Source organism: Chryseobacterium sp. 2TAF14, from assembly GCF_052115105.1.
In the GTDB taxonomy this organism is placed as follows: domain Bacteria; phylum Bacteroidota; class Bacteroidia; order Flavobacteriales; family Weeksellaceae; genus Chryseobacterium.
In genome coordinates this window covers 1-20,079 of the sequence record NZ_JBFRGA010000049.1, presented here as the reverse complement: position 1 = coordinate 20,079, position 20,079 = coordinate 1, and the positions used below count along the sequence as shown (strand labels likewise).

General features: G+C 35.5%; 22 protein-coding genes, 3 tRNA genes and 1 pseudogene. All 26 read right to left on the bottom strand.

The annotated features are described in order from the left end of the window. Positions 1-1,463 (bottom strand): annotated as a pseudogene (locus AB4Y90_RS07685) (hypothetical protein); the annotation flags it as partial. 23 nt (positions 1,464-1,486) lie between these two features. Further along, the gene (locus AB4Y90_RS07680) at positions 1,487-2,425 is read right to left on the bottom strand and encodes a formyltransferase family protein (RefSeq protein WP_441556824.1); all 939 of its coding nucleotides are present in this window, start codon (positions 2,423-2,425) and stop codon (positions 1,487-1,489) included. Beyond that, positions 2,422-3,543 carry an ABC transporter substrate-binding protein gene (locus AB4Y90_RS07675; protein ID WP_441556823.1) on the bottom strand — a complete coding sequence of 374 codons (1,122 nt, stop codon included), beginning with the start codon at positions 3,541-3,543 and terminating at the stop codon, positions 2,422-2,424. Before AB4Y90_RS07675 ends, AB4Y90_RS07680 begins: the two co-directional genes overlap by 4 nt. Before the next feature lie 53 nt (positions 3,544-3,596). Then, positions 3,597-4,139, bottom strand: a complete 543-nt coding sequence (locus AB4Y90_RS07670) for a phage tail protein (protein ID WP_441556822.1) — start codon at positions 4,137-4,139, stop codon at positions 3,597-3,599. A gap of 34 nt (positions 4,140-4,173) precedes the next feature. Beyond that, positions 4,174-4,713, bottom strand: coding sequence for a phage tail protein (locus AB4Y90_RS07665; RefSeq protein WP_441556821.1), 540 nt, complete (start codon positions 4,711-4,713; stop codon positions 4,174-4,176). Between the two features lie 56 nt (positions 4,714-4,769). Beyond that, positions 4,770-5,309 carry a phage tail protein gene (locus AB4Y90_RS07660; protein WP_441556820.1) on the bottom strand — a complete coding sequence of 180 codons (540 nt, stop codon included), beginning with the start codon at positions 5,307-5,309 and terminating at the stop codon, positions 4,770-4,772. A gap of 729 nt (positions 5,310-6,038) precedes the next feature. Then, positions 6,039-7,091, bottom strand: coding sequence for a D-alanine--D-alanine ligase (locus tag AB4Y90_RS07655; RefSeq protein WP_441556819.1), 1,053 nt, complete (start codon positions 7,089-7,091; stop codon positions 6,039-6,041). Then, entirely contained in the window at positions 7,066-7,776 is a 711-nt protein-coding gene (locus tag AB4Y90_RS07650) for an NRDE family protein (RefSeq protein ID WP_441556818.1), read from the bottom strand. Before AB4Y90_RS07650 ends, AB4Y90_RS07655 begins: the two co-directional genes overlap by 26 nt. After that, positions 7,777-8,289, bottom strand: a complete 513-nt coding sequence (locus AB4Y90_RS07645; RefSeq protein ID WP_441556817.1) for a DinB family protein — start codon at positions 8,287-8,289, stop codon at positions 7,777-7,779. Continuing rightward, positions 8,282-8,650, bottom strand: a complete 369-nt coding sequence (locus tag AB4Y90_RS07640; protein ID WP_441556816.1) for a DoxX family protein — start codon at positions 8,648-8,650, stop codon at positions 8,282-8,284. The genes AB4Y90_RS07645 and AB4Y90_RS07640 overlap by 8 nt, the downstream gene beginning before the upstream one ends. Positions 8,651-8,660: 10 nt before the next feature. Further along, a complete protein-coding gene (locus tag AB4Y90_RS07635) occupies positions 8,661-9,092 on the bottom strand; it encodes a DM13 domain-containing protein (protein WP_441556815.1) in 432 nt (143 codons plus the stop codon). Positions 9,093-9,200: 108 nt separating this feature from the next. Beyond that, the gene (locus tag AB4Y90_RS07630; RefSeq protein ID WP_441556814.1) at positions 9,201-9,650 is read right to left on the bottom strand and encodes a YHS domain-containing (seleno)protein; all 450 of its coding nucleotides are present in this window, start codon (positions 9,648-9,650) and stop codon (positions 9,201-9,203) included. Positions 9,651-9,893: 243 nt separating this feature from the next. After that, positions 9,894-10,454 (bottom strand): RNA polymerase sigma factor, encoded by a 561-nt coding sequence (locus tag AB4Y90_RS07625; RefSeq protein WP_441556813.1) that lies wholly within the window; start codon positions 10,452-10,454, stop codon positions 9,894-9,896. Between the two features lie 632 nt (positions 10,455-11,086). After that, positions 11,087-11,160: transfer RNA gene (locus tag AB4Y90_RS07620), tRNA-Asp, on the bottom strand. Positions 11,161-11,194: 34 nt separating this feature from the next. After that, positions 11,195-11,268: transfer RNA gene (locus AB4Y90_RS07615), tRNA-Asp, on the bottom strand. A 32-nt stretch (positions 11,269-11,300) separates the two neighbouring features. Next, a tRNA-Asp gene (locus AB4Y90_RS07610) sits at positions 11,301-11,374 on the bottom strand. 132 nt (positions 11,375-11,506) lie between these two features. Next, positions 11,507-11,824: a thioredoxin gene (gene trxA, locus AB4Y90_RS07605; RefSeq protein ID WP_027379107.1), complete on the bottom strand. Its 318-nt coding sequence runs from the start codon at positions 11,822-11,824 to the stop codon at positions 11,507-11,509. Positions 11,825-11,896: 72 nt separating this feature from the next. Beyond that, positions 11,897-13,072, bottom strand: a complete 1,176-nt coding sequence (locus AB4Y90_RS07600; protein ID WP_441556812.1) for a cysteine desulfurase family protein — start codon at positions 13,070-13,072, stop codon at positions 11,897-11,899. A gap of 2 nt (positions 13,073-13,074) precedes the next feature. After that, positions 13,075-13,545, bottom strand: coding sequence for a hypothetical protein (locus AB4Y90_RS07595; RefSeq protein ID WP_441556811.1), 471 nt, complete (start codon positions 13,543-13,545; stop codon positions 13,075-13,077). A 24-nt stretch (positions 13,546-13,569) separates the two neighbouring features. Then, positions 13,570-13,917 (bottom strand): HAD family hydrolase, encoded by a 348-nt coding sequence (locus AB4Y90_RS07590; RefSeq protein WP_441556810.1) that lies wholly within the window; start codon positions 13,915-13,917, stop codon positions 13,570-13,572. Between the two features lie 7 nt (positions 13,918-13,924). Next, positions 13,925-14,650: an SDR family NAD(P)-dependent oxidoreductase gene (locus AB4Y90_RS07585; protein WP_441556809.1), complete on the bottom strand. Its 726-nt coding sequence runs from the start codon at positions 14,648-14,650 to the stop codon at positions 13,925-13,927. Between the two features lies 1 nt (position 14,651). Further along, on the bottom strand, positions 14,652-15,968 hold the full coding sequence (locus AB4Y90_RS07580; RefSeq protein WP_441556808.1) for an FAD-binding protein: 1,317 nt from the start codon (positions 15,966-15,968) through the stop codon (positions 14,652-14,654). A gap of 2 nt (positions 15,969-15,970) precedes the next feature. Continuing rightward, positions 15,971-16,882 (bottom strand): UbiA prenyltransferase family protein, encoded by a 912-nt coding sequence (locus AB4Y90_RS07575; RefSeq protein ID WP_441556807.1) that lies wholly within the window; start codon positions 16,880-16,882, stop codon positions 15,971-15,973. 109 nt (positions 16,883-16,991) lie between these two features. Continuing rightward, on the bottom strand, positions 16,992-17,681 hold the full coding sequence (locus AB4Y90_RS07570) for an OmpA family protein (RefSeq protein ID WP_441556806.1): 690 nt from the start codon (positions 17,679-17,681) through the stop codon (positions 16,992-16,994). 20 nt (positions 17,682-17,701) lie between these two features. After that, complete coding sequence (locus tag AB4Y90_RS07565; RefSeq protein ID WP_441556805.1) at positions 17,702-18,199, bottom strand: lipocalin family protein; 498 nt, start codon at positions 18,197-18,199, stop codon at positions 17,702-17,704. A 126-nt stretch (positions 18,200-18,325) separates the two neighbouring features. After that, on the bottom strand, positions 18,326-20,011 hold the full coding sequence (locus AB4Y90_RS07560) for a S8 family serine peptidase (RefSeq protein WP_441556804.1): 1,686 nt from the start codon (positions 20,009-20,011) through the stop codon (positions 18,326-18,328). Between the last annotated feature and the right edge of the window lie 68 nt (positions 20,012-20,079).

Below are 20,079 nucleotides of genomic sequence, written 5' to 3'. Positions count from 1 at the left end.
GTGTACGTTCCTGCTGATAAACCGGTACGATCTTCTGTAGTGATTCCACCACCCCAGTTGAAGGTATATGGTGCTGTTCCTCCGCTTGGAGTTAAGTTAATCGCTCCTGTTGAAGCTCCGTTACATGCAATATTCGTAACTACTGTCGTTCCTGAAACTGCGGTTGCAGGTTGAGTAATGGTAGCATTTGCTGTAGTTGTACAGCCAAGGTTATCAGTAACCGTTACTGTATAAGTACCAGCTGATAAACCGGTAGCTGTTGCATTCGTTCCACCGGAAGGTGACCATGAATAGGTATAAGGAGCAACTCCTCCTGATGCTACAACTGTAGCAGTACCATTAGAACCTCCGTTACATGAAACATTAGTGCTGGTTGCGTTTGCAGAAATAGACGAAACCGTTAATGTTGCGCTATTAGAAGTTGCCGAGCCCGCAGAATTAGTTGCAACACAACGATATTGATATCCGTTCATTGCTCCTGTAGCACCCGTTATTGTTAATGTGTTCGTGGTAACTCCAGAAAACGGTGCTATATTAGTTAAAGCAACAAAACCACTTCCTGAATTTTGATACCATTGATAAGAGGTTGCACCTGAAGCCGTAATAGAAAACGTTGTCGTTCCACCAGCACAAATGGTTCTGTTTGGTGGATTTCCTGTAATTACGGGGTTACTTCCTATAAACTGGCATCCTGAATAAGCAGAACCCGCAGCTGTAGTAAGTGACCAGTTTGACATAGTCATCACCGCTGAACGTATTAATGCTGTTGTAGTGGTCGGTGTTCCTGTACAGTTAAATTTCCCCGACTGCGCAAGAGTATTTCCTGAAACCGATCCCGTATAAAATGCACTTGTACCTCCTGTAAGACCTGGAGGCATTAATGAAGCATTAGGATTCGGGAAAGATGCCCCAATATTCCATCCTGCTGTTGTGCTGGATGCGCTGTAAAAATAATTGATACCCGCAATACAATAAGCGCCACTCCCCGTCACACTTCCTGCACCTCCCTGAAATGCAATGATTTGATCTCCCACATTTGATAATGAAAGACCATTTACAGAAGACCCTTCAGTAAGAGTAACGGTTCCGTTTGCGGTTGTTAAAGTAGTTACAGGATTGTAAGTAGAAGCCGAAAGTCCCACTATAGAAATTTCGGTTCCTCTGGGAATTGCTGTACTACTTACCCAGGTAATGGATGATTCTGTTCCTCCGGCAGCCTGCCATCCGGAACCATTATACCCTCTGTCGGTAAAACTAATGGTTGTTCCTGCTGAAATATTCGTAAGCAGTACAAAAGAAAAGCGATCTCCCACTCCTGCCAAAGGAGTAGAATCATAGCTCGTAAAAGCTATATCGCCTGCAACCAAAGACGTTTGTGCATTGGCTGCAAAGCCCAACAATGACGCTCCTGCAATGAGGACCGTCTTTGTCAGCGTTTTGATTTTTGAATAAAAATCTCTCATATTTAATTCATTTTAGGTTCAAATTAAAGATTCACAAATCTGCTGCCTTTTTTCATACCAAAAGCAAACAGTTTGTGACCACTCATAAATCCTTCATCTGTATAGATGATATCTAATCGAAGCTGGGTTTCATTATTACATTTTACAATGAGCCCATTCTCTTCGTCCAACGATAAAATGGTTCCGGGAATATCAGACTGATGTGAAGTTTCATTAATTACTGTAGCTTCCACCACTCTTATATTCCAGCCATTCCATTGCGTATATGCTCCTTTATTCCACGGGTTGCACGCTCTTGATAAAGCCTCGATGGTTTTGGCATCGTGCTTTTGCCAGGAAATGCAAACATCTGATGCTACAGGTTTTGCAAAATATTTAGCATTGTCTTCGTTTTGTTTTGTTCCTTTAGAATCATTTTTTAATAATATTAAAAGCTCACCAAGCAAATTGGCTCCCAACCATGACAAATTGGTACAAAGCACGCCATGTGTCATATTTATTGAAAGAGGTAAAATCTTTTTCAGAATAATTGCTCCTTTGTCGATTTTATTTTCGATGGCATGAACGGTAATCCCGGTTTCTTTTGCTCCGCTTCTGATCGATTCAAAAACAGGATCTGCGCCGCGCATTTCGGGCAATAATCCGTAATGAAAATTGTAAAATTTACCTTGATGTTTATCTAAAACTTCTGCAGGTATCTTCCACGGAAATGTCATTGTGAAAACAAATCGGGCTTCGGTTTTTGAGATCAATTCTTCCAGCTGAGCAGAAAGATTTTCTTTTTTAATTATTAATAATGGAATTCCGGTTTGTTTTGAAAACATGGAAGCGAAATCAATAACGTCTGTATTTCCTTCAGCTACACCCACCGCAGAAAGCCTTCCTTCTTTGTATAAAGCCTGTATAGCCGGAATTGCCATCCGGTTATTACATAAAACTGCTATTTTAAATATGTTCATCATGATTCTAAACAGGCATAAGCATTAAGCCACGAATTTGCCTCAGTGCTTTGAATATGTTTAATATTATTTTTTAAACTTTCACGTTCCGATTCTGTAACCGAAGCTACCTCAATGTCTTTCAGAAGGCAGTTTCCTGTTGTTTCGTCTTTTGAAACCGTGGCGTAATAAACAGGAGCTTCTGTAAATCTGTTTTCAGGGTTTATGTATACTTTTCCACGTGGCGAACTGATGGTAATACCGTCAAAATTTTCGTTTTCAAATGCTATAAAAAGAGCAGCTTCCCATCCCAATAAAGAGAAAAGATTCGCTTTACCTTCTTTCATTCCATCCATTATTCTTACAAAAGTTTCGTTTTCCGGCGTTTTTAAAGTTTTAGACCAAGCTACAGCAGACTTCCAGTCTTTACCTGAATAAGGTATTTTTGAAAGCCAGGCTTCATCTGATGTAAAACCTGTTCCGTACACCGAATGATTATTAACAAGATCATTCCCTGCTCTGAAAAAATCATCTGCCATATCACCACAAAATGTTGCAAGAACCGCAGTTTCTTTTTGCTGCTCAAGATATTCGTTAAGTGGCGCTAAGGTAAAATCTTCACGACGCAAAGAGGTAACGTGATTGAAGCCAATCTCGCCACCTTTTTCTTCAACTGCAGCCGGATAAATGTATGACGGGCGATAACCCGCATCATAGAAAGAGCACGTAAATGCAAAGTTCTTATGCCCATCTTCGATGGCTTTATGGGTAATTACTCTCGTACACAAACCTCCCTGAAGAGATATAAAATACGCATTGGAAAGCCTCCCCTGAAAAGCCGGAAAATGATATCCGCTGTCTAAAACAATTAAAGTTTTGCCTGAAGATTCAAAAAGAGAATGAATAAACTCAGCGGTAAGAGGATTGATATATCCTATAATAATATCTGCGCCTTCCAAAAGAAATTGCTCGCAACGCTCATAAATTTCTTCATGTTTTGCGGCAACACCTATTCCTGCCGATACGATTTCGTGATGACCTTCCAAGCCGATATTTTTTAGCGCCTGCTTAAAGCCATCCATTATATCAAAAGAAATGGAAGGATAAATAACGGATCTCGGTAAAAGTAAAGCTATTTTCATATTTTTCTGACAAAGCCCCTAATCGTACAAACTAGAGGCTTTTATATTATTAATTATGATCTTGAAGGGAAAATTCCGTTTAAACAAATGATATAATTCATTCCTAAAAACGGCTGCTGAATATTAATCGGCTGACTTCCTCCTGCAACACTTATACTCAATGCTGTCGGGATTGGTCTTAATGTTGTATCTGCAGGCTGGTTTGAATATAAACCTGATACAGAAGCAAGTGTACCATTTGAAGGTGAACCTGTATCTCCGCCATCTGAATATGTTTTAATAGAAGCCGTCTCTGTACCAGAAGCATGGTTGTGTGCAGGCATATTACTCGTCAAGCATGTTACTGTTGGTGTACCATCCATTTCTCCTAATATCCAGCTTTCGGTTCCTACTCCGGTTCCGGTTCCCATAGGAGTTCTTCCTGCAAAATTTGGCAATGCAAACGTGGTAACTCCGTTTCCGCCGTACATTGTTCCTAAAAGTGCAAAAAGTGCCTGATTTGTATTGATTTCTACTATTTGCCCCTGACAAAAAGCCCAATATTTTGGGGCAAAATTTCCGGCAAACATTCTTATTTCTGACATTGTTCCTTCCATATGATTAGTTTTTTAGAATTAAATATTTAATGAATTAGCTTCTTGGAGGATAATATCCTTCTAAGCAGATGATGTAATTGGCTGCCATAACAGGCTGTACGATTGAAAAAGGAACAGCCGAACCTACAGCCGATAAATTTCCGGAAACTGTAGCCGGAGCTATATTTGTATCTGCCTGCTGAGTAGAATAAGCACCCTGCAAACCTCCTAAAATAGTTCCTGAAGGAATCCCCGTATCCCCAGCTTCAGAAAAAGCAGGAAATGCAATTGTTGCCGTTCCAGTATGAGTATGCATCGGCATCTGTGCGGTAGTCATTGTTACAGTTTCTGTACCACCAGCCTCGCCAAGTTCAATATTTGGTAAGCCTGCTCCCTGACCTGTACCTACAGCAACACGCCCGCGTAAATCTGGTACACCAAACGTAGTTTTGCCATCACCACCATATGTAGTACCCAATATTGAGTAAACGGTACTATATACTGCGATGCTATATAATGTTCCATCACAAAATGCCCAACCTAAGGGAGCAAAATTTCCAGCAAATAATCGAATTTCTCCTATATAACCTTCCATGGTATTTTTAATTTTTTAATTGTTATTAATGATTTAAAAAAATAGAAAATGATTTATCATCCTCTAGACGGGAATATACCGTACATACAAATAATATAATTCATCCCGATTGAAGGCTGAGTAATAGTAAGAGGCATACTACCTCCCGTAACTCCCACCTGAATATTAAGAGGAGTAGTTTTTGTAGTAGAGTCACTTGGTTGCGAGGTGTACATCGATCCGTTTGAAGCCAAAATGTTATTTGATGGAGTTCCTGAATCTCCCTGTTCTGAAAATGCAGGAATTACCAGACTTCCTCCTGCAGTATGAGTATGCGGCGGAAGATTCAGAAGAGTGAGGGTTGTAGAATTGGTTCCGGTTGCCTGTCCCAATTTGTAGTTAGACAGCCCTGGTCCTTGTCCAGCTCCCACTACAGATCTTCCTGAAAGATTAGGCAAACCGAAAGTAGTCACCCCATCTCCTCCATACGTTGTTCCTAAAATAGAGAACAAAGCAGTGTTTGCTCTGATTGCGAGTAATGCGCCATTACAGTACGACCAAGATTTTGGTGCAAAGTTTGCGGCAAAAAGTCGGATTTCTCCTATTGTTMCGTCCATAGTTATTGTTTTTTAAAGTGAAACTGATAAATTTTATCTTTTAGTAAATAGATTAGATTTTTTGATATAATTTAAAATAAACCCATAGAGGTATAACACCCGATCGAAAATTTTCCGGGAGATTAAGATGTACCACATTTAATGTATTTTATGAAATAATTAAAGTGTAACCTGCGTTGATTTAAATTTTAAAAATTTAATAATCAACAAATCGAAAGAGGAATTTTTGTAAGAAATGTTTCATGTTAATTTAGGTTTTCGGTTGGTTAAGCTTATTTTAATTATTAACAAATATAAAATATCATTTAACAATTATTAACAAATATACATTTATTATAATTACAACAAAACAATAATCACAAATAATTTAAAATTTAATATTTCAGCCTAAATCAACATTAAATCTTAACTCATATTTACTATTATGTTAAATAATTTACTGTAAAAATAAAAATTGTAAAAAACATAGTGTTACGTATTTATACTGATTTTAGTTATAATAACCTTTGCCTGAAATAATAACAGTTATATGGTATGCATGATTCAAAAGTCAATCATTTTTTAATCGACCTAATAAACAAAAAAAAGCTTCACAACATATGTTTTGAAGCTTTTATACGATTGGGTTTGATCCTTTTTTAAATTTTCATTGAAATTAATTCATTGAATTACAGACACTTATTATAATTATTTACTATTTAATAAAAAGATAAATAAAGTTTATTCAAGTCAGTCAACCCAGGAAATTTTCCTCAGCTTTTTTTCTATAGCCAGATTATTTTTTAAAGCTAAAAACCCTTCTTTAACATTCAGATAGGGGAAACCTGCTTCATGATTTTTGCGGCTGATTTCTGCCATTATTTTCCAGTGTTTTGTAATCTCTTTCCATGCAAAAAAAAGCGAATGTTTAGGATCATACATGTGTGTTGGTTCGCTTTTGGCCCCGTTTATTTCTATGATTTTAAAATTCTCGCCGTTTTGCAGAAGTTCCAAATTTTCAAACATCACATCAAGCCTGCCGAAATAAAAGCCATTCACTTTGGTACAAATTTCATCTATTTTTTGCTCTAATGTTTCAGTAAGCTCAGTTGAAATGTCTATAAATTTTGCTCCTCTGGTGTGGCTCCCGAAAGGGATTAAAACAATTTCTTCATTTTCAGGAACTATTTTTTGCATCTCGTTTTCACTATTTTGCTCTATTGCCTTTATCTGAAATGCACTTCTGGGGTTTTCCATCACCAGTTCTCTCAACGTTTTTTTGCCATTTCCTTTTACAGAGAGAAATTCTTTTTTTACCATTCCGGTGATTTTTCCCTTTTTCTTGTCCGGAAAACGATGGTAAAAAATACCAACTTCATTTTGATAATTTATTTTTTCCTGAACCAAAAAATCGCAATCACTGTTTTTTTGATAATTCTCCAATTCATTTAAACTATTGATCTGTACCACGCCCAAACCTTTTAATCCTACATCCGGTTTTACAATAACGGGAAAATCTATTGCCTGTGATTGCAATTCAAGTAAAATTTCCCGAAAATAGGTTTCTGAAGAAGCAAAAAAAGTTTTAGGAATCCACTGTCTGGGAATTAAGTCATAAATTTCTTTTTTACTTTCCATCGCCATTCCCCCGTATTTTATGGAAGGATTTGCTCCGTGGAAAAACAAAAGCGTTCTTGCCTTCCATGCACAATATAGCCAAACCGGTAAAAGCGGCATGTAAATGGAAAAAGTAGACCAGTATTCCCAATGCGTAATTTTATGAAGCCGATGTCTGAGTTGCATTTCTAATGATTTTTTTTTCAGGTTTTGAAAACGGGTTAAGCCGGTCGCAGTGTTTCAGTGATATTTTATCAGAAATTACCAGTTGTGTCGTACTTATGGTTTGTATCGTATTTTGTCTTTTTATGGTAATTCCGTTTTCCAGATCATCCGTTTTTTGATGATGAAAATCCCATATGCTTTCTTCCGAAACGGTTTTGTTTTGCAGAAATTTCTGAAAAATCTGTTGTCTCTCTTCTCTTGCAGCTTCATCATACAACGTTGCAGAAGACCAAATGTACGGAAGATCTGAATCTAAAATTTTAAAATGTTTYTCAGAGCCGTCCCAACGAAATTCTGCAATTTTTTTCTTCTGAAAAACAACCAAAGTAAAAGGTTCAATATTTTCCAGATCAATTGATTGTATCGAGTCGAAAATGTTTTCTTTAATTATTAAATCTAAAACGATGAGTCCTCTACTTTTTCGATAATCATCCGTTTTTTGATGATTTTCAAAAGCTCCGTTCAGTAAAACAATGGCGTTTCCGTTATCTGAAACCGCAAACCAGGTTCCGTTTTTCGTAGCATCTTTAGGATAAAAGATGTTATTATCATTATAAACTTCCTGTGCAGAACGAGTCGGTTTTTCGTCCCGGTTAGAAGTCAGAACGATTTTATTTTTCAGCGGAAAATACGTTACAGTACACATTTAGTTTAAATTTTGGGTTTCCCTGTATTGAATGGTTGAAGGCGCAATTCCGAAATTTTCGTTAATTAAATGACTTATTTTCATTTCGTTAAAAGCTACTTTTATCAATGCCTGATGATGAATACAATGCTCAATATTATACAGCATTTCTCTGTAAAAATTCGTGGGTATTTCAATATGAATTTCGCCCATTCTTTGTTGTAAAACAAGGTTTTTATTCGGCAAATTGATATTGGCAATGATTTTTGAAATGGCTTCAATTGCTTTTTCGGGATTTTTTTCCAATTCTAAATTTCGCTTTCTCTCATCATAATTAATTATGCCGGTAGAATATGAATCGAGTAATATTTCTAAAAATTCTATGCTGTGACGCGTGTGTCCGCCAATGCTTGCACCATCCAGACTCGGGATTGCAAAGGTGTAGGTTTCCGAAGATATTTTACGCAATGCATTTTGCTGTTCGGTAAGAATATTGAGCAGAAGCAGAAAAACCGGCGTATTGTTGCTATGCATTTTTTCTTTTTTTGAATTTAAATATAAGAATAATACAAAAGATAAAAACTGTCAACGCCAGGAAAAATAGTTTTCCGCCATCGTCATTGGTATCGATTCCTAAAATAAAAATGTGTGATAATATTGCGCCTATCATTGTGAAAAGCCCTAAAACAGCTCCTAAAAATGTAGTTTTCGGATTCAGAATCAGAATCGTAATAATAAGTTCTAAAATTCCCAAAAAAATTCTTCCAAACGGCTCTGCATGCAGTTTAGAAAAAATAGCAACAGAATCTGGATGAGCGGTAAATTTAAAATATAATGTCTGAAGTAAAATAATGGAGGGAATTAATCGCAATGCCCAATTGATATAGTTTTTCATAGTTGTGTGATTATAATTTTTGAAGTAAAGCGTAGGAAAATAAATGATTATACTCTTGGCAATGAACAACGGCATATTTATAGTCGTCGAAATTGACTGCACTTGTAAACGTATAGCTTTGTCCGCCATTTACAGACTTCAGTTTTCCCAAAGAAATAAATTGTAAAGGCTGCTGCTCTTTGCTTACATAGACATACAAATCGGGTCCGTTGCTAACGGTGAAATTATCTGTAAAAAACAATGTAAAAACACCGTCTTTTTCATAGATGTCGGCTTTTCCGTTAACATTATTTCCGTACGGTCCCTGAATAAAATTTCCAGAATATCTTAGTGTAGCATTTTCCGACGCCATTTCCATCAGGTCTTCTGTTGCGGTATTTTCTCTGATGCAGGAATCCAAGAGAAATGATGAAACGAAAATAAAGGTGATCATTGATTTCATAATTGTAATGTTTTTATTGATTGTATAATTTTCTGATTAGAGTTAAAACGTTGTCTGTATAAATCCTAATCTTAACTTCTTACTTAAATAAGCTTTGCTGGTTCCTATTTATTTTTCTGTCAGTTTTTTCCAGTTTTGGTCTGCACTTTTTTTCAGTTTAGCTTCGTTCTTATTCCAGGAAGTAAGCGTATTGTTGAAAAATTTATTGTAAAACAAATGCGTTTTACCATCGATTACTTTAAAGGTTGTAGGGTTAATTTCTACTTTTTCGCCATAATCTCCAAGTGCAAATGCGCACCAGCCACCATAAACAGGCTCATATTTGTAAGGATTTTTTTTAAGAAGTTCTTGGTTTTTTTTCGAAGAGGTGTAATAAATAGCTCCGTTTATATTGACCGCAAGTTCTTTTTTCCCTTTTACGGCTTTGTTCTGTTCGATATACGCAACAGGATCATAATCCTGAATTGCCAGTTTCTTTTCTAAATTTCTGTGTTCTGTTTTTTGGGTGAACGCAAAAAGGGGAAGTAAAAAAAGAATAAGTTTTAATATATTTTTCATGATTTTGAATTTTCTGTTGTTTTTAAAATATCTCCGGAAAGCTCTTTCTTAATAACTGTGTAAAGTATCTGCTGTTTATTTTCCGATTAATCTAAAATATCGGTTGCAGGAACGAGAAATGCGACTAAAAGCAAAAATGCATAAAATACTTTTGTGAACATAGGATAAAGTGTTTACTAAGAAGTTCCCAAAAACAAAAAAAATCACCCAATGAAAGATGATTTTTTATAAAAAATTTGATAATTACTGTTTAAAATTATCTGCTTTTTTAATTTTCCTGATTTGTTCTACACATTTATGCTTTTGATTTTGCGCATTGTGTTTGCTGGAATATTTGTATTTTTCCTGTATTTCTTCGATGTTTTTGTTCTTCACAAAAATATCCTTGATGAGGTTTTGACAATGCGCAGAGATTTCATTGATATAATCGTTGAGCTTATCCAGATAATCTCTCTCATTTTCTATTGCCTGATTAATTTCTTCCTTGTTTTCAAAATAATAATTTTCATGAATCTCGACAAAAAAGTTTCGGTTTCGCAGTTTTTTCAGCCATAAATTTTTAGAAATCCCCGTAACATAATTAGCCAGGCAAGTGTAGGCTTTGAAATCATCATCATACAATTTCTCATATAAAATAATCAAAGCATCTTGAAAAATATCCTCCGCATCTTCTAAATTACCCTTGTTACCAAGAATAAATTTTTTGGTGTAGCCGAAATATTTATGGTACAAAATTCCAAAGGCAACATTGCTGTCTTTTTGAAAATCTTCTACCGCTAAAGTATTTGTTGTTCTCTTATTCATACTTCTTCAGAAGTTGAAAAATACAAAATATTTTTCTTTTACGTATAAACAATTATTTTTGAACCAATTATTAAAGCCTGCTTTAAAATTCAAATTCTTAATTTTCTTAGAGCCTGTTTAAAAATTATTAAATATGAATTTTCATGATTGGTTTTCGCAAAGGCGCAAATTTGTTTAACTATAATATTCTTTAAGGCGCAAGAATTTTATTTTTGATAAAAATTGATCATCAGCATTGTAAAAGAAAATCTTTGATTTTCTCCTTGCGTCTTAAAATCATAGAACTTTTATCAAATCTTGTGTCTTAGCGTTTTTCCAATAAATTTAAACAGACTCTTAACTCAATAAACTTTAATTATTTTTTATTTTAAAGTTTCAATAAATGAATAGTTTATTAATTATCAATATTTTAAATCTATGAAAATAGTAAGTTTTTATTGGTTACAAGATTTTATGAAATTTAAACAGCTCTAAATATTAAACTAAAACTCTAAAGAATTACCAACTTTTAATATTCATAATTACAGTGAATTTTTTTTTAGCCTTTTAAAACTCTTTTGAACAGACATAAAACAAAAAAAGCTTTAAAACGTATGTTTTAAAGCTTTTGTACTACTTCGATAATGTAGTTGCGATCCGGACGGGACTCGAACCCGCGACCTCCGCCGTGACAGGGCGGCATTCTAACCAGCTGAACTACCGGATCAATTTTATTAAAGTTAAAATTGTAAAACTTTCAGCGATCCGGACGGGACTCGAACCCGCGACCTCCGCCGTGACAGGGCGGCATTCTAACCAGCTGAACTACCGGATCAATTTTTTTAAAGCTAAAATTGTAAAACTTTGCGATCCGGACGGGACTCGAACCCGCGACCTCCGCCGTGACAGGGCGGCATTCTAACCAGCTGAACTACCGGATCTTTTTACAATTCCTGAAGAATTACCTTCCGTTATTGTGGTTGCAAATATATAGCTTTTTTCATTATCTGCAAACTTTTAGAAACAAAAAATGCCTCCCAAAACGGAAAGCATTCATTATCAAAGTGATTTTTTTATAAATGTGCGCTTAATTTCTCAGCGATTACTTCTTTTGGAGCTACACCAACCAGTTTATCTACTACTTCACCGTTCTTGAAAATAAGAACTGTAGGGATATTTCTGATTCCGTATTGCATAGAAATTTCCTGATTGTTGTCTACATCTACTTTTCCTACCACAGCTTTTCCTTCAAAATCTGTTGCAACTTCTTCGATGATTGGTCCTAATGTTCTGCACGGTCCGCACCATACTGCCCAAAAGTCTACCAATACCGGTTTGTCTGATTTTAAAACCGTTTCCTGAAACGAGCTATCCGTAATTTCTAAAGCCATTTTTTTATCTTTTAATTATTAATATTCTTATTTATTTTCTTAATTCAAAATTAGCACTTTAAAATGAAAAGCCTATCTATGCTCAACATTTGTATTTTCTATAATAAAATCCTGAGAAATCTCTTTTAAAGCATTTACAAAAGTGTCAATATCTTCTTTTGTCGTCATATGGCTGAAAGATACACGCAAAGGTGTACAGTTATCCATTTCGTCTTCTGAAAGCACCATCATCATTACCATCGAAGGTTTTGAAGCTCCTGAAGAACATGCGCTTCCCTGCGAAACGGCAATTCCTTTCATATCGAGCTGCAATCCGATCAAAGGATTTTTGTAAGGTAATAAAAGACTTACAACCGTGTACAAACTGTTATCTGCTTCTGAACTTCTCCCGTTAAATTTCACTCCCGGAATTTCTGCAGAAACCTTTTCAATGGTATATTGTTTAACATTCTGCATATGCTCTGTATATGCTTCCATGTTATTTAATGAAAGTTCCAGAGCTTTACCTAAACCTGCGATACCTGCAACGTTTTCTGTTCCTGCTCTCAGACTTCTTTCCTGAGGGCCGCCTGTAATAATCCCTTTTAATCCGCTAGATTTTCTGATGAATGCAAAACCAATTCCTTTCGGACCATGAAATTTATGTGCACTGCAAGATGCAAAGTCAACAGGGATATCCGCAAAATCAAGAGTCATATGCGCCATTGTCTGAACGGTATCAGAATGAAAAAGCGCATTGTTTTCTTTGCAAAGCTGTGCAATTTTCTTGATGTCGACAATATTTCCGATCTCGTTATTGGCATGCATTAAGCTTACTAGTGTTTTTTTATCTGAATTTTTAAGTAACTCTTCTAATTTAGCTAAATCAATATCTCCTTTTTCATTAGGACGAATATAAGCAACTTCAACACCTTTTCTGTTTTTCATATCCAGGATACTCTCAGAAACGCATTTGTGTTCCATCGGCGAACTGATGATCCTTTCAATACCAAGATGCTCAACACTTGATTTGATAATCATATTATTAGACTCAGTACCGCAAGATGTAAAGATAATCTCAGCGGGAGTTACATGTAGATAATCTGCAACCTGCCTTCTCACATTCTCAATCAGAATCTTAGCTTCCTGCCCGAAGCTGTGAGTTGAAGAAGGATTTCCGAAATTGATTTTCATCGTATCGACCATTGCATCGATCACTTCTTCAGAAAGCGGCGTCGTAGCAGCGTTATCTAAATATATTTTATTCATTTTTATTTGGAATATTTTAATTGGACTGAATTGAATTGATAATTGGAAGGAACTGTAAAAATAAACCACGGATTTGAAAGCACCTGAATCTCCATTCCGCCAGAGTCGTACATCGGCACTTCTACATAAAGCACATTATCTTTCACAGAAATACTTTTGATTTCTTTTATCGTGTGATCTCCGGAATTGAATCTTCCCTGATTATACAGAATTACTTTTTTATCTATTGGAAAAGCCGGAAATTTTATCGCCGGTTCATTTCCTACTTCTACGAGAGAAATTCCCTGCATAGACTTTATTGCCTCCTGAAATTCTTTTTCATTTTTAATCATCACAAAACCAGCCTGCTCGGTTCCGCCTTGCGATTCAGACATTACAATTTCAGCTTTATTCTGCATATCTTCAGATTTTTGTGCAATTGTGCTTGTACAACTCATGATCGCTGCAAAACAAAAAATCAGCAGTTTATTCATTTTACTTTTATTAATTCTTCAAAATTAATGAAAAAATTGGTAATGACCCTCATTTGCCCATTTCAGCATTGGCTTGTCACTTGAGGTATCTCCGAAAGCTATGATTTTATCGTACTTTTCGTTGGAAATTTCTTTTTTTATCCGTTCCAGCTTTTCTTTTCCATTGCAGTTTTTACCAATAAAGTTACCTGTAAAAACCCCGTTTTTGAACTCTGCTCTTGTAGAAACAAGCTGCATCTGCAGTTTTTCGGCAAAAGGTTTAGTCCAAATGTCTAAAGAAGCCGTCACCATAAGACTGTGCGTATTTTCTCTGTCTATATTTTTAATGAAGGTAATTGTTCCGTCAAAATCAAAACAATACAATTTTTTCATACTATAGTTAAAGCTTTAATTTTTTAAATATAAACTCAGGAATATTTCTGATGATCATCATAATAACGCCCCAAACCGGTAAAACGTATGCAACATTTTTCTGTTTTTTGAAAGCTCTGTAAATACATTCAGCCGCTTGTTTCGGAGTTGCCGTCAATTTCGGATTCAAAGGTAAACCTTCAGTCATTTTTGTTGCCATAAAACCGGGTTTCACAGTCAAAACATGAACCTTTTTTTCGAAAAGATAATTGCGAAGACCACTTAAATAGGCTGTAAAAGCCGCTTTTGCACTTCCATAAATAAAATTGCTCTGCCTTCCGCGATCACCTGCAACCGACGAAAGCCCTATAATAGTTCCTGATCTTTTACTTTCAAATTTCTGTGCAAAATAATTGATCACAGGAACCAGTTTTGAGTAATTAATATCAATAATCCGTTCTGTATTTTTATTGTCGTACAAGCCATCTTCGGTGCTTTCTCCCAAATAACCGGTCGCACAAAACAGCACATTTGAACTTACATGATCAAAATCAAAATAATTGATTTCTTTCGTTAAATCAAGCTCAATAATTTCAGATTGCTGCAAAAATTTCACATCGATATGTTTTGCAAACCGTTCCGTTGCTTCTTTGTTTGAGGTAAAAAGATAAATTCTTTCRTATTTTTCGCCTTCCTGCAAAGCTTTTTCCACAAAAGCCTGCGCTACTTCAGATGTACTTCCGAGAACTATCATTTTACTTATTATTTAAAATTCTTTTGTGCTGTAAAGAAACAAATTTTGAACTTTCAACATTTTTAAGATAATCGGTCAATGAAGATTTGCTCATGCTGTCTTTGGTAAGATAAATTCTTCCGCCAAATTCCTGCACGGTCTGATCTAATTGCTCTACCAGCTTTTTAAGTTTAGAATTTACTTTAAAATCTAAAGCTAAAGTATAACCTTCAATGGGAAAAGAATTGTACGCTTCAGGATTATTTTTTCCGAATAATTTCAATACGGCAAGGAAAGATCCGTTTCCGCTGTTGGCAATGGTTTCAAGGATTTTTTTCATTCCTTCTTTACCGTTTTCTTTCGGAATCACCATTTGATATTGGATGAAGCCAGATTTACCGTAAATTTTATTCCAGTCATTAATCGCATCCAGCGGATAAAAATATGTTTCGTAATCGATAATATTTTTTAATACTTTTTGAGTCTGTTTTTTGTAATACAAAAGATTAAAAAGCTTTACGGTAAAAGCGTTTAAAATAAATCCCGGAAAATAAAACGGAACGGTCGGAGAAAACTTTTTCTTTAATCTTAAAGGATTTTTAGAAAATTTTTGAGGAAGTTCGTGCGCAAAAGCATGTTCACCTCTCATCAGAATGCTTCTTCCGATATCTTTGCCTTTTTGCAGACAGTCGATCCATGCAACGGTGTAAGTCCAGCTTTCGCTTTCATCAAACAATCTGAATATTTCATCTAAATTTTCAGCTTTAATACTTTCCTGACGAATGTAAGCTGTTTCTATATTTTTCAGCTTAAAACGTGCTGAAAGAATAATCCCGGTAAGTCCCATTCCTCCGATGGTTGCATAAAATTTTCCTGAGTTTTCATCTCTTGAGCAAGTAATAATGTCACCATTTTCTGTCATCAATTTAAAATCAATCACATATTCTGAAAAACAGCCTTCAGAATGATGGTTTTTCCCGTGAACATCAGATGCAATTGCACCTCCAACGGAAATAAATTTTGTTCCAGGAGTCACATACAGAAAATATCCTTGCGGAACCGATATTTCTAAAACATCAGACAATAAAACGCCGGATTCGCATTCTATAATTCCGTTTAAACGGTCAAAACTGATGAATTTATTTAATTTTTTAGTAGAAAAAATACTTTCACCCAACGAAGCGTCGCCGTAGCATCGCCCGTTTCCTCTTGCAATCACCTCGTTATGGTTCTGCACAAATTCTTTAATCTTCCTGAAGCTGTCTTCCGACTTCATCTCTTTTTCCACAACAGGAAAATTGCCCCAGTTTGTAACTTTTTGGATGAAATTTGGCTTCATAATTACAGTAAATTAGAATTAAGAATACTGTCTTTAAAATAGATTAAAATTAAAAACGAAACGACCCACAAAACCAAAGTAATCTGAATATAACGATCTCTGTACAAAATTTTTGTAGGAGACTCTGTACGATTGTAAACCAATGTCTGCTGCAAATACCTCAGAAATGCAAAAACAACAACTATGACGGTATAAAAAATACTTGAATGTGATTTTAGCTGAACTTCCGGTGAAAGTGTAAACATAAGGTAACAAACAATTGCCAAAGTCACAGAAATTGAAAGTGCAATATCTGCGAACTGTACATTATAGCCGTCTAAAGCTTTTCTGGTTTTCCCTGAAACCTGTGCATTAATCAATTCTCCTCTTCTCTTTCCAATAGCTAAAACCAACGCCAAAACAAACGTTAATAAGATTGCCCACTGCGAAATAAAAATGCCTGTAATGTAACCTCCTGCCTGAACACGAAGCACGAAACCAATAGCGATGATAAAAATATCAATAATCGGAACGTGCTTCAACTTGAATGTGTAAGCGAGATTCATCATAAAATAAAATACGATGATAAAAGCAAACTTCCAGATCGGGCGATGAAAATAGAATTGTGCAAACAATATAAGCGCAAGATCTATAATGATTAAGCCAATAAGAATGCTTATCGCTGTTTTCTTTGAAACAGCTCCGCTTGCAAGCGGACGTCTTCTTTTTTCCGGATGCTTCTGGTCTGCTTCGATATCGTTATAATCGTTAAGAATATAAACAACACCTGCAGCCAGAGAAAAGATAACGAATGCAAAAATACTTTTACTAAGTAAATCTAAATTTTTAACATTACCGGAGAAAAAAAGCGGAACGAAAACAAAAAGATTCTTTACCCATTGTTCTACCCGAAGGAGTTTTAAATATTTCTTCATTAATGTGGTTTCGATTGCAAAAATAATGATTTATGACAAAAAAATCAGGTATAAAAATACAAAAAAACCGCTAAAGCGGTTTAAGAAATAATRTTTATATGCTAAATGATTACTGACCTTGCTGTGCATCGTTAATCATTTTCTCATTTGCTGTAATGGCAAACTCTACTCTTCTGTTTTTTGCTCTTCCTGCATCGGTATCATTTGAAGCAACCGGCATAGATTCTCCTTCACCTAAAGCAAACAATCTGCTTGATGAAATTCCTTTAGACATCAAATAAGATTTTACAGAATTTGCTCTTCTTTCAGAAAGTCTTTGGTTATAATCATCTGCACCTTTGCTGTCGGTATGTCCGTAAATATTGATATTTGTATCAGGATTATCGATTAAAACTTTTGTTAATTTATCTAAGTTTGTTTTAGCAAGCGCAGTAAGATCTGATGAATCAAATGCAAAGGTTACAATACTTTCATTCATTGTAATTTTAATACCGTCTCCTACTCTTTCCACTTCTGCACCAGGTAAAGTCTCTTTAATATCTTTAGCCTGCTTATCCATTTTGTTACCGATAACATTACCTGCAACACCACCGATAATTCCACCTAAAACAGCTCCTAATGCTGCGTTTTTACCTTTTCCTACATTATTTCCCAATACACCTCCAATTACCGCTCCGGAAGCAACTCCTACAGCAGTACCTCTTTGCTGGTGATTAGAATTTTGTACTGCTTCACAGCTTGTCAGTAACAAAGCTGATGATAAAAATAATGCTGCTATATATGTTTTGTTAAATTTCATCTTAATTTATTTTTAGTTAATTATCTGGTATAATCCATTCCGGTTCTCTCGAAGTTGTAAACCACTCTGATTGTACTTCCGTCGAATGGCACATTTTGCTCTAAAGAAAACTGATCTGTCGAATTATTAATTACAGTTAAAGTATATCCTGCCGTATTTTGTTTAGCTTTTGTACCGTCTGCAATTTTTTTGAAGGTAAAAGTATCTCCTTTAATATCAACTTTGATCGCTCGTATCACACTTGGGYAAGAACCACCTCCGTTTAAAGTATAAGAACCTGAATAATTATTCGGAATAAATCTCCAGTGACTTCCTACAAAACATTGTGCATCTGCGCCTTCATCAAAAGGTTTGATTTTGTATTGCTTATCATAATCGATGCTTACAATCTGCCAGTCTCCTTTCATTTTCAAAAATTCTGATCTTACATTTTGTGCATCTTTAGCTTTTTGAACCGTGGAACAAGACACTGCGAAAAGCGAGCTTCCTAATATGCCTGCAAGTAATAGCTTTTTCATATCGTAGTTTTATTATTTAATATTAAAGATAATACAAAAAACCATGCCAAATTTTATTTAATCTCAAAAAAATAAAGCCTGAGAAAACCCAGGCTTTATTTAAATGTATCACAATCTGTCTGATTATTATTTCTTTACAGATTTCTTAGCCGGTTTAGATTTTTTTACAGCTTTTGTTTTTACTGTATTCGATTTTCCGTCGTAGAAATTATTATAAGCATATTCTGCAGCTTTTTTCACATCGATTACTCCGCCTGCCTGAGATTTTTCACCAAATTCGTTTTCCGTACTCAGGTTACTTGTCTTAACCAACGCTTCGATAATCTGTGCAGGTTTAAGATTTGGCATGTAAGCCAACAATACCGCTGCCGCTCCTGCTGCTACTGGTGAAGCCATGGAAGTTCCTTGCTGATAGCTGTATTCGTTCGTAGGAACCGTAGAATAAATCTCTTCCCCTGGAGCGAAAACATTTACCATTTTTTTATTATAATTTGAGAAATCTGCTCTCAACTCATTATTTCTGTTGGTACTTGCACCCACCACCATTACATTATTTACAAATGGCGCTGCGTCTGTAATATTTTTAAAATTTGTAGGATAAGCAAGGTGTTCTGCAACATCTTCATTTTCATTTCCGGCAGCTTTTACAAGAAGTACACCTTTGTCTTCTGCATATTTGAATGCATCCCAAACTACATTTTTACCCGGAGAAACAGGCTTTCCGAAGCTCATATTAAGAATTTTCGCGCCGTTGTCTACCGCATATCTTATGGCATTGGCAACATCTTTATCTCTCTCATCACCATTAGGAACCGTTCTTACCGACATAATCTTTGCAATCCTTGAAGCAACTCCGTATTGTACTTCGTTACCTTGCGGTAAGCCAGCAATAATTCCGGAAACGTGGGTTCCGTGTTCTGCATCAGGACCTTGATAATGATTGTTTCCGTAGATTTTTTCGGAATAATCGTCATAATTATCACCTACAATTTCTGCTCTCGGATCATAATTAAGATCATATTGTTTTGCCATCGGACCAAAATAATCTAAAGCTCCTTTTATCTGCTCTTTCATCGTTTTTTCAACTTCGGCAGGAGATTTTCCCGCAAAATCAGGACTTTTAACAAGGTTGTTAAGAACTTCCAATGCAGCTGCTTCTTGTTGGGTTGAAGGCTTTTTATTTTTAAGAGTTTCTGCCGTTAATGGCTGACCTCCCAAAACTGTAATCATCGAAGGTATAGCTTCGTTAATCATTGAATAACGTTGGAAGCTTTGTCTTGCATCAACACTTTTTTTGGTAAAAAGCTCTTTCGACTTCATATACATCGCAAATTCTTCCGGCATTTTTGCCTGATTTGCTTTATTCTGGGTAGAATTATCGCCTTCAAAAACAGGCTTATATTTTGCAACAACCCTTGTAACTTCCATATTATCGATACCGATGTCACCGTTTTTACCACCGATAAAATTCCAGCCGTGAATATCGTCTATGTAGCCATTTCCATCATCATCTTTACCGTTATTCGGAACTTCATTAGGGTTTTTCCACATATTGTTCACCAATCCGGGGTGATCAACCTGAACACCGCTATCCAAAACACCAACAACAACGGTTTTAGGTTTTAAGCCTTTTGATTCTAAAAATTTGTATGCATTTTCAGTATTTACACCATAAACTTTTGTCGTCGCAAAATCTTTATGATACCATGTCATTAAGTCTTTATTTTCTTTTGGATCAACTGCAGGAGCCTGCTGAGCTGATGAATAAGTAAAGCCTGCTAAAAAAACTGCGGCCAAGATTACCTTTTTCATATGTAGAAATTTATTTAATAATCATTTTTAAAAAAGCAATATCTATCGGTATTTTACCAATTTACTAC